Origin of the sequence: Bradyrhizobium genosp. SA-4 str. CB756 (genome assembly GCF_000473125.1) — a bacterium.
Classification (GTDB): Bacteria; Pseudomonadota; Alphaproteobacteria; order Rhizobiales; family Xanthobacteraceae; genus Bradyrhizobium; species Bradyrhizobium arachidis.
Map to the genome: position 1 here is coordinate 6964863 of NZ_KI421499.1, position 12974 is coordinate 6977836.

Sequence of the window (12974 nt, forward strand, 5' to 3'; positions counted from 1 at the left end):
GTCCGCTTTACTCGCCGAAGGCGACGTTGAAACCGATACGGCCGCATGTCGGTCTTGAGCCCGAAGCGGATCCGCATCTGATCGATATCAGACATCGCCACGCTGCTTGGGCACATCGCCGGCGCTGGTCTTCGGCTTGGAAATCGGAGGGATGCAGCTGCCGAAACGTGGATCGAGCGGATCGTAACGCGACCTCGTTCTCGCGACGATATACAGCACCGCCAGTGCGAAGGAACCAAGCAGCAGCAATAGCCACGGGGGTGGCCGACTTGCGATCAAAATCACCGTTGCTCCAATCAGGAGCAAGGCAGCAACAGTGCCCGAAGACAGCTTTGAGGCCATCACCGACTCCGCGCCAAGCTCTCGGGCCGGATATTACCGCGGATAGCGATATATTCGAGCGAAGCCGACTGCGACACTCCAGCACAGAGGACCGCAAATCTCGTGCGTTCCCCAGGCTCATTTTTCAGGGAACTCATGCAGAATCATTCGAGCAAGCCGGCAATCGAAAGGCATCCCGCCCCACCTCGCAGCGCAGCTACGGAACAACGTTACAATTGAGAGGTTTGCGGAACGAAACGCGTCGTCAGTCTTTCTCTGGCTTTGGGAGGTGCCCATGAGTTCTCAAGCCAGGGAAGGCGCGTGTGCGTTCGCTTGGCGAAACTACTTGCTGATCCATAGCGGCATCAGCGAGAACGACAACAGGCGTTCCGCACTCTACAGCTACATCACCAATCTTCGCGACACCGGCGAAGATGACTTCGATCTCTTGCAAATAGCCGCAGTTGCCTACCTGAAGAAGCTGGATGAATTGCACGACGACCGAGGTGCGCGGCTCGCGGCAGATCAGGTTTTGGCCGAGTGTTTGGAAGCACGCAGTTCACAACCCGGGAGGTGACTTCAGGTCATAACACCAGAGCAAAGGAGCGAACAGCATGGCCGACAAGACCGCTACTGAAGACCGTTTCGCCAACGACCCGCAACGGCGCATCGCCGCAGCGACTGCAATCGGCATGCATGCATTGAAACCGATGATCAACCTTCAGGTCTCAATGTTGAGGATGTGGGCCGACAGTATCGAGAGGTTCGCGGGCAATTACGAAAAGGGTTTGGAAAAAACAGCGAGCACGGTCGAGGAACAATCAGACAAGCAACGCGCCGCGTAGATTAGCGCGATCTGATAGGTGCGGCCCACTTTGGCCGCAGGCAGAAGCGTTCCCTGGGTTCGCGCTAGCGCGCATCCCGGGGATGCGCTACCGCGCACCCCGGGATGACTGGGATCAGGTCGCGACCGACCCGTTCCCCGCCGTTTCCAGCCGGAACGCCGCCGCGAACAGCGCGCGCGTGTAATCGGTCTTCGGATTCTTGAACAGTTCCGCGGCCTGCCCCTCCTCGACCACCTTGCCGCCACGCATCACGATGAGGTGGCTCGCGAGCGAGGCGACGACGCGCAGATCGTGCGAGATGAACATGTAGGTGAGCTCGCGCCTGCGCTGGAGCTCGCGCAACAGATCGACCATCTGCGCCTGGATCAGCATGTCGAGCGCGCTGGTTGGCTCGTCGAGCACGACGAAATCCGGCTCCAGCACCACCGCGCGCGCGATGCTGATGCGCTGACGCTGGCCGCCGGAGAATTCGTGTGGATAGCGGTAGCGCATCTCCGGCTTCAGCCCGACATCCTCCAGCGCCTTGACGACGCGCGCCTCGCGTTCCTCGCGCGACAGCTTCGGCTGATGCACGGAGAGGCCTTCGGCAATGATGTCGGCGACCGACATGCGCGGGCTGAGCGAGCCGAACGGATCCTGGAACACGATCTGCATGTCACGCCGGAACGGGCGCATCTCCTTGAAACGCAGGCCCTGGATGTCCTTGCCGAGGAAGACGATACGGCCGTTCGAGGAGATCAGCCGCAGCAGTGCAAGCCCGAGCGTGGTCTTGCCCGAGCCGGATTCGCCGACGACGCCGAGCGTCTCGCCCTTGCGCACGGCAACGCTGACGCCGTCGACCGCCTTGATGTGACCGACCGTCTTGCGCATCAGGCCGCGCTTGATCGGAAACCAGACCCTGAGATCGTCGGCCGACATCACCACGGGCGCAGCCGGCTGCGGCGGCGCCGGATCGGGCTTCGGCTCGGCCGCGAGCAGGTCACGGGTATAGGGATGCTTCGGGGTCTTGAAGACCTGCTCGACCGGCCCCTGCTCGACGATCAAGCCGCCCTTCATGACGCAGACGGTGTCGGCGATACGGCGCACGATGCCGAGATCGTGTGTGATGAACAGCAGGCTCATGCCGAGCCGCGCGCGGATCTCGGCGAGCAGCGCCAGGATCTGCGCCTGCACCGTGACGTCGAGCGCCGTGGTCGGCTCGTCCGCGATCAACAGGTCAGGCTCGTTGGCGAGGGCCATCGCGATCATGACGCGCTGGCGCTGGCCGCCGGAGAGCTGGTGCGGATAGCTGTTCAGCCGCGTCTCGGGCTCGGGAATGCCGACCTGCGTCAGCAATTCCAGCGTCCGCCTGCGCGCCTCTGCATTGCTGGTCGGATTGTGCAGCTGGATGATCTCGCCGATCTGCGCCTCGATCGTGTGCAGCGGATTGAGCGAGGTCATCGGCTCCTGGAAGATGATGGAGATATCGCTGCCGCGAATCTCCCGCATCTGCTGCTCGCTCTGATCGATCAGCTCCTGCCCCTTGAAGCGGATGCTGCCCGAGGGATGCGAGGCGTTCGGATAAGGCAGCAGCTTCAGGATCGAGAGCGCGCTGACGGACTTGCCGGAGCCGGATTCTCCGACCAGCGCGACGCATTCGCCGCGCTTGATCTGGAACGAGACCTTGTCGACCGCGAGCGTCGTCGCGCCGCCCTGGTGGAAGGCCACCGAGAGGTCGCGCACGCTGAGCAGGGGCTGGTTGATTGCGTCCATGGCCTTACCTGAACGTCTTGCGCGGATCGAAGGCGTCGCGCACGGCTTCGCCGATGAAGATCAACAGCGACAGCATGATCGCGACCGAGAAGAAGCCGGAAAAGCCGAGCCATGGCGCCTGCACATTGGCCTTGGCCTGCGAGAGCAATTCGCCGAGCGAAGGCGATCCCGGCGGCAGACCGAAGCCCAGGAAGTCGAGCGCCGTCAGCGTCATCACCGACGAGGAGACGATGAACGGCAGGAACGTCATGGTCGCGACCATCGCGTTCGGCAGCAAGTGACGGAACATGATGACCGGGTTGGAGACGCCGAGCGCCCGCGCCGCCTGGATGTATTCGAAGTTGCGCCCGCGCAGGAACTCGGCCCGCACCAGACCGACCAGCGAGACCCAGGAGAACAGCAGCAGGATGCCGAGCAGCACGAAGAAGCCCGGCACGAGCACCGAGGACAGGATCAGGAGAAGATAGAGCGAGGGAATCGCCGTCCATATCTCGATGAAGCGCTGGAAGATGAGATCGACCCAGCCGCCGAAATAACCCTGCACCGCGCCTGCGGCAATGCCGATGACGGATGAGACAATGGTGAGGCAAAGGCCGAACAGCACGGAGATGCGGAAGCCGTAGATCAATCGCGCCACCACGTCACGGCCCTGATCGTCGGTGCCGAGCCAGTTATATTCGAGATCGCGGCAGCTCTTCAGTCCCTTCTTCTCGACCACCGGCTTGCACTGCGCTTCCGTCAGCATCCAGGTCGGCGGCGACGGCGCCGGGGTCGGCAGATCGAGATTGTGGGTGTCGTAGGAATAGCGGATCAGCGGCCAGACGATGACGCCGCCCTTGTCCTTGATGAGTTTTTGCAAATAGGGATCGCGATAGTCGGCGGCCGTCTCGAAATCACCGCCGAAGGTGGTTTCCGAATAAGTCACGAAGGCCGGCCAGTACAGACGGCCGTCGAACTTGATCAGGAAGGGCCGATCGTTGGCGATCAGCTCGGCGAACAGCGAGATCACGAACAGCGCGATGAATATCCAGAACGACCAGTAGCCGCGCCGGTTGGCCTTGAAGTTCTGCCATCGCCGCCGGTTGAGCGGCGAAGGGGCGAACGGCTTGCGCGTGATCGGAACGATCTCCCCCAGGGGAGACTGGGTCGTGGTCTCGATCGGCGTCGGTGCGGTGATTGTCATCAGACCTCCCGCGCCTCGAAATCGATCCGGGGGTCGATCCACATATAGGTCAGATCGGAGATCAGGTTGATCACGAGTCCGACCAGCGAAAAGATGTAGAGCGTGCCGAACACCACGGGATAGTCGCGGTTGAGCACGCTCTCGAAGCTGAGCAGCCCGAGCCCGTCCAGCGAGAAGATGGTCTCGATCAGGAGCGAGCCTGAAAAGAAGGCGTGGATGAAGGTTCCGGGAAAGCCCGCGATCACGATCAGCATGGCGTTGCGGAAGACGTGGCCGTAAAGCACGCGGTTCTCACTGCAACCCTTGGCGCGCGCGGTCATGACGTATTGCTTGCGGATCTCGTCCAGGAACGAGTTCTTGGTCAGGAACGTCATGGTGGTGAACGCACCCAGCCCCATGGCGATCAGCGGCAGCGTCAGATGCCAGAAATAATCGATGATCTTCCAGTACCAGGGAAACTGCGACCAGCCATCCGACGTCAGCCCGCGCAGCGGGAACCAGTTGAAGAACGAGCCGCCGGCAAACAGGATGATCAGGAGGATCGCGAACAGGAAGCCAGGAATGGCATAGCCGAGCACGAGCACGGTCGACGTCCAGGTGTCGAACCGCGCGCCGTCGCTCACGGCCTTGCGAATGCCGAGCGGGATCGAGATCAGATAGGTCAGAAGCGTCAGCCACAGGCCAAGCGAGATCGAGACCGGCAGCTTCTCCTTGATGAGCTGAAGCACGCTGACGTCGCGGAAATAGCTCTTGCCGAAATCGAAGCGGGCGAAATTCCACACCATCAGGGCGAAGCGTTCCGGCGCCGGCTTGTCGAAACCGAACTGCACTTCCAGCTTCTTGATGAAATCAGGATCGAGGCCCTGCGCGCCGCGATATTTCGAGTTGATGGCATCGCCGCCTGCACCGAGCTGTCCCGGTGCACGCTGCGCAAAATCACCCCCGCCCGAAATGCGCGAGGTGCCGCCGGTGTCGGCACCTGAGAGCTGCGCGATGACGCGCTCGACCGGGCCGCCCGGCGCGAACTGCACGACGACGAAGGAGACGAAGAGGATCCCGAGCAGGGTCGGGATCATCAAGAGGATGCGGCGGGCGATATAAGCGCTCATGACTATTTCGCCTGATCGAGCTTGGCCGCCTTGCCGCCGTCATGCCACCAGATGTCGGGGGCGCCGACGCCATTGGCGTAACGCGGCAGCTTCTGCGGATGACCGAACTGGTCCCAGTAAGCCAGCCGGTGCGTCTTGTTGTACCATTGCGGCACCCAATAGCGGCCGGCCCGGAACAGACGATCGAAGGCGCGGCAGGCGATGGTCAACTCCTCGCGGTTGTCGGCGGCCATGATCTTCTCGACCATGGCGTCGATCGCAGGGCTGGCGACGCCTGCGAGATTGTATGATCCCCTGGTGTTCGCGACCTGCGAGGAGAAGAACGCGCGCATGGCATCGCCGGGCGTCGCCGACATGCTGAAGCGCTGGATCGACATATCGAAATCGAAATCCTCCTGGCGCGCCTTGAATTGCACCGCATCGACGAGACGCACGCTGGCCTCGATGCCGAGCGTCGCGAGATTCTTGAGGTACGGCGCATGGTGCGGCTGGAACGACGGCTCGTCCAGCAGGAACTCGATCTTGAACGGCTCGCCGTTCGGCAGCACCCGCTTGCCATCCTTGATCGGCACGCCAGCCTCGTTCAGCAATTGCTGCGCCTTGCGGAGCAGGCTGCGGTCCTGCCCGGAGCCGTCCGTGACCGGCGGCGTGAATGGCGCAGCAAACACCTCGTCGGGGACCTTGCCGCGGAACGGCTCCAGCAGCTTCAGTTCTTCCGCCGAAGGCGGTCCATCGCCGGCCATGAGATCCGAATTCTGGAACGGCGACACGGTACGGGCATAGGCACCGTACATGATGGTCTTGTTGGTCCACTCGAAGTCGAACGCATTGATCAGAGCCTCGCGCACGCGCGGGTCCTTGAACTTGTCGCGCCGCGTGTTGATGAACCAGCCCTGCGCGCCGGATGGCGTGTCGTCGGGCACGACCTCCATCTTGACGCGGCCGTCCTTCACCGCCGGAAAATCATACCGCGTCGCCCAGATGCGGGCGGTGAACTCCTCGCGATAGAGATAGCTCTTGCCGGTGAAACCCTCGAAGGCGACATCGCGGTCGCGGTAGAATTCGTAGCGCACGACGTCGAAATTGTAGCTGCCGCGGCAAACCGGCAGATCGGCGGCCCACCAGTCCTTGACCCGCTCGAATTCGATGTAGCGATTGACCTCGAACCGGCCGACCTTGTACGGGCCCGAGCCGAGCGGAATATCCAGCGTCGATTCATCGAAGGCTCGCGCCGCGTAATACGCCTTCGAGAAGATCGGCAGACCAGCGACATAGAGCGGCACGTCGCGCGCGCGTCCCTTGGCGAAGGTGACGACGAGCGTCGCATCGTCGAGAGCTTCCGCGCTGACCATGTCGCGCATCTGCACGGTGATCAGCGGATGTCCCTTGGTCTTCAGCGCCGTCAACGAAAACGCCGCATCGTGCGCGGTGAGCCTGCTGCCGTCGTGGAATTTCGCCTCGGGCCGCATCGTGAAGCGATAGGTGAGCTTGTCCTGTGATATCTGCACGGATTTGGCGGCCAGCCCGTACATCGCGTCCGGCTCGTCGTTGGCGCGCACCATCAGCGGCGCGAAGGTCATGTCCATGCCTTGCGCGCCGTCGCCCTTCAGGATGTAGGCGTTGAGCGAGTTGAAGGTCTGGAAGGACTGGTTGTAGGCGCGGACCGACGGGATGAGCGAGAACGTGCCGCCCTTCGGCGCGTCCAGATTCACATAATCGAAATGGGGGAAGTCGGCGGGATATTTGAGATCGCCGAAGGCGGAGATGCCATGGGCCTCGGCCGACCCTTCCGACGCCGCCGCGCCGCGCGCCAGCGGTCCGACCAGGGATGCACCCAAGGTGCCGACACCCAGGGCCAGCACGTGGCGGCGTGACATCTGCCTCATGCGGGAAACGTCCTTCACGATTTCTTTGCGATCCGCGCCGCCTTGTCTGCGTCGTACCACCAGATGAACGGGAAGCCGGATTGGCCGTATCTGGGCAATTCCGAGGGCCGGCCGAAGCGGTCCCATCGCGCGGTGCGTATCTTCGTATAGGTCCACTGCGGCACGACGTAGTGATTCCACAGCAGCACGCGGTCGAGCGCCTTGGTTGCCGCGACGAGATCGTCGCGATCCCTGGCGTAGATCAGCCGCTCGATCAGCTTGTCCACGGCCGGATTCTTGATGCCGGCGATGTTGCGGGACCCGGCGATGTCGGCCGTCTTGGACGACCAGAACTCGCGCTGCTCGTTGCCTGGCGACTGCGACTCGCCCCAAGAATTGGTGACGACATCGAAATCCCAATCGCGCGTCCTGTTCTCGTATTGGGTCGGATCGACCGTTCGCACGCTGACGGCAATGCCGAGCCGTTCCAGCGACGGCTTGTAGAACAGCGTGATCCGCTCGAAGCTCGGATCCGAATTCAGCAATTCCAAGCTGAACTGGGCGCCGGTCTTGACGTCGATCAGCTTGCGGTCGCGCACCTCGTAGCCGGCCTCCTTGAACAGGCGCAGCGCTTCGCGGAGATTATCGCGCACGGCTTCCGGACTGCCGCCGACGGGATTTGTATAGGCCGTCGTGAACACTTCCGGCGGGACTTCGGCGCGAACGGTCTCGAGAATCTCGAGCTCCTTTCCTTGCGGCAAGCCGGTCGCCATCAGCTCGTCGATGCCGTCGAAATAGCTGGTGATACGCTTGTACTGACCGTAGAAGATCTGCTTGTTCATCTCCTCGAAGTCGAAGGCGTAGTTGAGCGCACGACGCACGCGGGGATCGCTGAACTTGGCGCGACGTAGGTTCGGCACGAAGGCCTGCATGACGCCCGAGCTGCGATTGGCGAATTCCTCCAGGATCACGCGTTTTTCGGTGACGGCCGGGAAGTCGTAGGCGGTTGCCCAGTTCTTTGCGCTGTTCTCGGTGCGCCAATCGACCTGATCGGCCTTGAACGCTTCGATCGCGACGGTGGCGTCGCGGAAATACTCGTAGCGCAGCTCATCGAAATTGTTTCGGCCGACATTGGCGGCAAGGTCGCGCCCCCAATAATCCTTGACGCGCTCCAGCGCGATCGAGCGACCGGCAACAAATTCCTTGATCTTGTAGGGGCCGGAGCCGAGCGGCACTTCCAGCGTGGTCGCGGAGACGTCGCGCTTGCGGCCCTGCGCGTCGGTGCCCTCCCACCAATGCTTCGGCAACACCGTGAGCTGCCCGACGATCTGCGGCAGCTCGCGGTTGCCCGGCGCGTCGAACACGAACTTCACTTCGCGCTCGCCGACCTTCTCCGCTTTCACCACATGGCTGTAATAGGCCGAGTACATCGGGTGATGCTTCTTGAAGGAATCGAGCGAGAAGATCACGTCATCCGCGGTGACCGGCTTGCCGTCGTGCCATTTGGCCTCCGGCCGCAGCCGGTAGGTGACGAAGGAGAAATCGTCGGGATGGCTCACGGCCTCAGCCAGCGCGCCGTATTCGGTCGAGACCTCGTCGAGCGCGGGCGTCAGAAGCGATTCATAGATGAACGCGACGGCCCCAGCGACCTGCCCCTTCACCCCAGAGACGACGATGTTGAAATTGTCGAATGTGCCGACGGCAATCTGGCGCGCGACGCCGCCTTTGGGCGCTTCCGGATTGACATAGTCGAAACGTTTGAAGTCGGCGGGGTACTTGACCTTTCCGAACAGCGACAGCGCGTGGCGCCAAGCCCCATTTGAAGGTAGCTCACCTGCCGATTGCGCCTCGGCCGCGCCGACGACGGGAATGCCGGCGACCGAGCCGAGAACGGGGAGCGCGGCAGCAGCGGCGCCGGTGAGCAGGAGATCGCGTCGGGTAATGGCCAAATCAATAGTCCTGTCTTGAAGGAGGCTAGTCCTTTAAGGTCCCAATATAGGCGAGGTTTCGACGGAATATGTTGCTTTTTCCTCATGTTGGAAGACCGGACGGCCTCTCGGATGCGGCCAAACGCCCCGATAACGTCATCGCGAGGCCCGGATACAGAAACGGCCAGGCTTTTCAGCCTGGCCGTTTGTTCCAAGTCTGGTTTTTGACGCCTTATTTCGACGCCGTCGGCAGCGGCTGCGGATGCTCCGACAGCGAGTTCAGATAGGCGATGACGTCGGCGCGCTCGGAATCCTTGGGGATACCAGCGAAGCCCATCGCGGTGCCCGGGATGAAGCCCTTCGGGCTGGCAATGAACTTGTTGAGGTCGTCGAAGGTCCAGGTGCCGCCCTTGGCCTTCATGGCAGCCGAGAAGTTGAAGCCGTTGCGGCCCTCACCCCTGGCTTCGCCGACGACGCCGTAGAGGTTCGGACCGACGCGATTCGGGCCGCCCTTCTCGAAGGTGTGGCAGGCGCCGCACTTCTTGGCGGCCGCAGCGCCCTTCTCGACGGAGGCGGTCTGGAGCAGCTTTTCGATCGGTTCGGACGATGCGGCGGCCGCGCCACCTTCCTTGCCGCCGTGGCCGGCATCTTCCTTGACCGCGATCTCGAAGCCCGGCTTTTCCGGCATCTTGGGCGAGAACAGTGCCTGGGCGGTGAAGCTCGTCACCAGCAGGATGAGACAGGTGCCGAGCACGGCACCGAGAATTTTATTGAGTTCGAAAGAGTCCATTTCCGGCCAGGCCCCACACCGCAGTAAGGAAATAGCGGCCGGGCGGCCGCCAGGACGAGCCTCGGGAGAATCAAAAGCGTTCCTTATTGTTTCCCCGAGTTTTGCCATTGAGATATCGGTTTGCCCGGGGTCTGGCAACCCGTATAAGCGACCCGGCTTTCAGCCCGTCCCCACCCCATTTCTCGACGCGGAAAACCTCCCGTTTCCAGGCCCTTGAACAGATGACCGATCCCCGCATCCTGGTGCTGATCCCGGCCCGCATGGCCGCCACCCGCCTGCCCGGCAAGCCGCTCGCCGACATCGCGGGCCTGCCGATGATCGTGCATGTGCTGCGCCGCGCCGAGGCCGCCGGGATCGGCCGAGTCGCGGTCGCAACCGATACGGACGAGATCGCATCCGTCGTGACGGCCCATGGCGGCGAGGCCGTGATGACCCGCTCCACGCACCCCTCCGGCTCCGACCGCATCCACGAGGCCATGCAGAAGCTCGATCCGGACTGCAAGGCCGAGATCGTGATCAATCTCCAGGGCGATTTCCCGACCATCACGCCGCAGACCATCCGCGAGGTACTGCCGCCTTTTGACGACCCGGCGGTCGACATCGTGACGCTGGCCTCGCAGATCCACACCGAGGAGGAGGACCTCGCGCCGAGCGTCGTGAAGGCGATCGGCTCGCCGATCGGACCGCGGCGGATGCGGGCACTTTATTTCACACGCGCTACCGCCCCCTACGGCAACGGACCGCGATACCACCACATCGGCCTTTATGCCTATCGCCGCGCCGCGCTGGAGCGGTTCGTGTCGTTACCGCCCTCACCGCTCGAAAAACAAGAGAGCCTTGAGCAGCTCCGGGCGGTGGAAGCCGGCATGCGCATCGACATCATGATCGTCGACACCGTGCCTCGCGGGGTGGACACGCCGCCCGATCTCGAAACCGCGCGCAGCATCCTTTCCAAATCCTGAGCCGCTGCTACAAGGCCGAGCATGAGCAAGATGAAGATCGCATTCCAGGGCGAGCCCGGAGCCAATTCCCACATCGCCATCGTCGAGGCCTATCCCGACGCCGAGCCGATGCCCTGCGCCACGTTTGAAGACGCGCTGTCGGCGATTTCGTCGGGCGAGGCCGATCTCGGCATGATCCCGATCGAGAACTCGGTCGCAGGCCGCGTCGCCGACATCCATCATCTCCTGCCGGCCTCCGGCCTGTTCATCATCGGCGAATGGTTTCTCCCGGTCCGCCATCAATTGATGGCGGTGAAGGGAACCAAGCTGTCGGACATCAAGAGCGTCGAGAGCCATGTCCATGCGCTCGGCCAGTGCCGGCGCATCATCCGCAAGCTCGGCATCAAACCGATCGTGCACGCCGACACCGCCGGTAGCGCCCGCGACATCTCCGAGCGCAACGACAAGACGGTGGCCGCAATCGCCTCGCGCCTCGCCGCCCAGATCTACGGCCTCGACATCCTCGCCGATGACATCGAGGACGAGGCGCACAACACGACGCGCTTCGTCGTGCTGGCGCGCGAGCCGAAATGGGCCACGCAGGGCTCGGGCCCACTGGTCACGACTTTTGTGTTTCGCGTGCGCAACCTGCCGGCCGCGCTCTACAAGGCGCTCGGCGGCTTTGCCACCAACGGCGTCAACATGACCAAGCTCGAGAGCTACATGGTCGACGGCAATTTCTTCGCCACGCAGTTTTATGCCGACGTCGATGGCCACCCCGAAGACAAGGGCCTTGCGTTTGCGATCGAGGAGCTGAAGTTCTTCTCGCGCGAATTCCGCATCGTCGGCGTCTATCCCGGCCACCCGTTCCGCGCGACGTTCAGCGAGGCCCAGGATTGATGTCGTCGTTCCGGGGCACGCGAAGCGTGAACTATGGTGCGCACTTGCGCACCTGAGAACCTCGAGATTCCGGGTTCGATGCTTCGCATCGCCCCGGAATGACGGTGAGTATCTACGCAGCCTGCTTCGCCAGCCCAAACGCCTCGGCCAGCAGCGAATACGACCTCTTCCGCGCCTCGTGATCGTACACGGCCGTGATCACCATCAGCTCGTCCGGCTTGCTGGCATCGATCAGCGGCTGAAGCTTCTTCTGCACGGTCGCCGGATTGCCGACGAACAGGCGTGAACGGTTGCGGAGGATCGAGGTGCGCTCGACATCCGTATAGGGATAAGCCAGCGCCTCCTCGACGCTCGGCAACGGCAAATATTGGCCGCGGTCGCGGCGCAGACGGTTGAGATCGAACGAGGTGGCGAGCTTTTCCGCTTCTTCATCCGTGTCCGCCGCGATGACAGCGACGGCGAGGATCGCACGCGGGCTCGCACTCCAGGCCGAAGGCTGGAAATGGTTGCGATAGTGCACCATCGCGTCGATCGCATCATGGGATGCGAAATGATGAGCGAAGGCGAAGCCCATGCCGACTTGGGCCGCGAGCTCCGAGGAATAATCGCTGGAGCCGAGCAGCCAGATCGGCGGCAGCGGCGTATCGTCAGGCATCGCAACGACGTTGTTGTAAGGGTGCCCCGAAGGGAATTCGCGGGTCTCCCACAGGATCAGCTCGTGCAGCCGCTCCAGGAAATCGTCGCCCTCGCGGCGGTCGAGCCGGCTGCGCAGCGCATAGGCCGTGGCGCCGTCGGTGCCGGGCGCGCGGCCAAGACCAAGATCGATGCGGCCAGGAAACAACGCCTCCAGCATCTTGAAGCGCTCAGCCACCACCAGCGGCGCGTGGTTGGGCAGCATCACGCCGCCGGAGCCGACGCGGATGTGCTTCGTCACCGCCGAGATCTGGCCGATCATCACGTCGGGCGCGGGGCTCGCGACGGAAGCGAGGTTGTGATGCTCGGCGAGCCAATAGCGGACATAGCCGAGCCTGTCGACATGGCGCGCCAGGTCGATGCTGTTGCGGAGCGCGGCGGCGGGTTTTGTGCCTGTGGTGACGACCGAGAGGTCGAGGACTGAGAGCGGGATCATGGCGCGGTAACGTAATGGAGGCCGGCGCAGCAGCAATGGGCAGACTGCGCAGGTCTGGCGTGTGCCGGCCGCGAGCGCCGGCGGCGGGCCGAGCTAGAGCGGTGGGACAGATTTTGCCTTAGCAACACATGAGTCATATTGCCCACCCACGGAAATCCGCTATCGCAGCTACTTCTGCTAGACTAATATACTGATATATATACTACTTATC

12 protein-coding genes are annotated in these 12974 nt (G+C 62.8%); 4 read left to right on the forward strand and 8 right to left on the reverse strand.

The features are described from left to right. Positions 1-87 precede the first annotated feature (87 nt). A complete protein-coding gene (locus tag BRAGE_RS55225) occupies positions 88-342 on the reverse strand; it encodes a hypothetical protein (RefSeq protein WP_141263098.1) in 255 nt (84 codons plus the stop codon). Between the two features lie 274 nt (positions 343-616). Between BRAGE_RS55225 and BRAGE_RS0133395 the strand changes: the two genes are divergently transcribed. Beyond that, entirely contained in the window at positions 617-898 is a 282-nt protein-coding gene (locus tag BRAGE_RS0133395) for a hypothetical protein (protein WP_027561215.1), read from the forward strand. A 37-nt stretch (positions 899-935) separates the two neighbouring features. Continuing rightward, entirely contained in the window at positions 936-1166 is a 231-nt protein-coding gene (locus BRAGE_RS0133400; protein WP_027561216.1) for a hypothetical protein, read from the forward strand. Between the two features lie 114 nt (positions 1167-1280). Here BRAGE_RS0133400 and BRAGE_RS0133405 read toward each other — a convergent pair whose 3' ends face one another. The 6 genes from BRAGE_RS0133405 to BRAGE_RS0133430 all read right to left on the reverse strand — a co-directional run bounded on the left by BRAGE_RS0133405 (position 1281) and on the right by BRAGE_RS0133430 (position 9793). Then, a complete protein-coding gene (locus BRAGE_RS0133405; protein ID WP_027561217.1) occupies positions 1281-2918 on the reverse strand; it encodes an ABC transporter ATP-binding protein in 1638 nt (545 codons plus the stop codon). A gap of 4 nt (positions 2919-2922) precedes the next feature. Further along, positions 2923-4101 (reverse strand): ABC transporter permease, encoded by a 1179-nt coding sequence (locus BRAGE_RS0133410; RefSeq protein ID WP_027561218.1) that lies wholly within the window; start codon positions 4099-4101, stop codon positions 2923-2925. Further along, positions 4101-5210 carry a microcin C ABC transporter permease YejB gene (locus BRAGE_RS0133415; RefSeq protein ID WP_027561219.1) on the reverse strand — a complete coding sequence of 370 codons (1110 nt, stop codon included), beginning with the start codon at positions 5208-5210 and terminating at the stop codon, positions 4101-4103. The genes BRAGE_RS0133410 and BRAGE_RS0133415 overlap by 1 nt, the downstream gene beginning before the upstream one ends. A 2-nt stretch (positions 5211-5212) precedes the next feature. Beyond that, positions 5213-7096, reverse strand: coding sequence for an extracellular solute-binding protein (locus BRAGE_RS0133420; protein ID WP_027561220.1), 1884 nt, complete (start codon positions 7094-7096; stop codon positions 5213-5215). A gap of 14 nt (positions 7097-7110) precedes the next feature. After that, on the reverse strand, positions 7111-9024 hold the full coding sequence (locus BRAGE_RS0133425; RefSeq protein ID WP_027561221.1) for an extracellular solute-binding protein: 1914 nt from the start codon (positions 9022-9024) through the stop codon (positions 7111-7113). 211 nt (positions 9025-9235) lie between these two features. Then, the gene (locus BRAGE_RS0133430) at positions 9236-9793 is read right to left on the reverse strand and encodes a c-type cytochrome (RefSeq protein WP_027561222.1); all 558 of its coding nucleotides are present in this window, start codon (positions 9791-9793) and stop codon (positions 9236-9238) included. A gap of 221 nt (positions 9794-10014) precedes the next feature. Between BRAGE_RS0133430 and BRAGE_RS0133435 the strand changes: the two genes are divergently transcribed. Together BRAGE_RS0133435 and BRAGE_RS0133440 are read left to right on the forward strand one after the other, a co-directional pair. Further along, on the forward strand, positions 10015-10755 hold the full coding sequence (locus tag BRAGE_RS0133435) for a 3-deoxy-manno-octulosonate cytidylyltransferase (protein ID WP_027561223.1): 741 nt from the start codon (positions 10015-10017) through the stop codon (positions 10753-10755). A 21-nt stretch (positions 10756-10776) separates the two neighbouring features. Then, on the forward strand, positions 10777-11634 hold the full coding sequence (locus BRAGE_RS0133440) for a prephenate dehydratase (protein WP_027561224.1): 858 nt from the start codon (positions 10777-10779) through the stop codon (positions 11632-11634). A gap of 112 nt (positions 11635-11746) precedes the next feature. Here BRAGE_RS0133440 and BRAGE_RS0133445 read toward each other — a convergent pair whose 3' ends face one another. Beyond that, the gene (locus BRAGE_RS0133445; RefSeq protein WP_027561225.1) at positions 11747-12763 is read right to left on the reverse strand and encodes an LLM class flavin-dependent oxidoreductase; all 1017 of its coding nucleotides are present in this window, start codon (positions 12761-12763) and stop codon (positions 11747-11749) included. Positions 12764-12974 lie beyond the last annotated feature (211 nt).

Bases quoted from the DNA above. Each gene is read 5' to 3' on its own strand.
- BRAGE_RS55225 (WP_141263098.1), bottom strand. From the start codon at position 342: ATGGCCTCAAAGCTGTCTTCGGGCACTGTTGCTGCCTTGCTCCTGATT.
- BRAGE_RS0133395 (WP_027561215.1), top strand. From the start codon at position 617: ATGAGTTCTCAAGCCAGGGAAGGCGCGTGTGCGTTCGCTTGGCGAAAC.
- BRAGE_RS0133400 (WP_027561216.1), top strand. From the start codon at position 936: ATGGCCGACAAGACCGCTACTGAAGACCGTTTCGCCAACGACCCGCAA.
- BRAGE_RS0133405 (WP_027561217.1), bottom strand. From the start codon at position 2,918: ATGGACGCAATCAACCAGCCCCTGCTCAGCGTGCGCGACCTCTCGGTG.
- BRAGE_RS0133410 (WP_027561218.1), bottom strand. From the start codon at position 4,101: ATGACAATCACCGCACCGACGCCGATCGAGACCACGACCCAGTCTCCC.
- BRAGE_RS0133415 (WP_027561219.1), bottom strand. From the start codon at position 5,210: ATGAGCGCTTATATCGCCCGCCGCATCCTCTTGATGATCCCGACCCTG.
- BRAGE_RS0133420 (WP_027561220.1), bottom strand. From the start codon at position 7,096: ATGAGGCAGATGTCACGCCGCCACGTGCTGGCCCTGGGTGTCGGCACC.
- BRAGE_RS0133430 (WP_027561222.1), bottom strand. From the start codon at position 9,793: ATGGACTCTTTCGAACTCAATAAAATTCTCGGTGCCGTGCTCGGCACC.
- BRAGE_RS0133435 (WP_027561223.1), top strand. From the start codon at position 10,015: ATGACCGATCCCCGCATCCTGGTGCTGATCCCGGCCCGCATGGCCGCC.
- BRAGE_RS0133440 (WP_027561224.1), top strand. From the start codon at position 10,777: ATGAGCAAGATGAAGATCGCATTCCAGGGCGAGCCCGGAGCCAATTCC.
- BRAGE_RS0133445 (WP_027561225.1), bottom strand. From the start codon at position 12,763: ATGATCCCGCTCTCAGTCCTCGACCTCTCGGTCGTCACCACAGGCACA.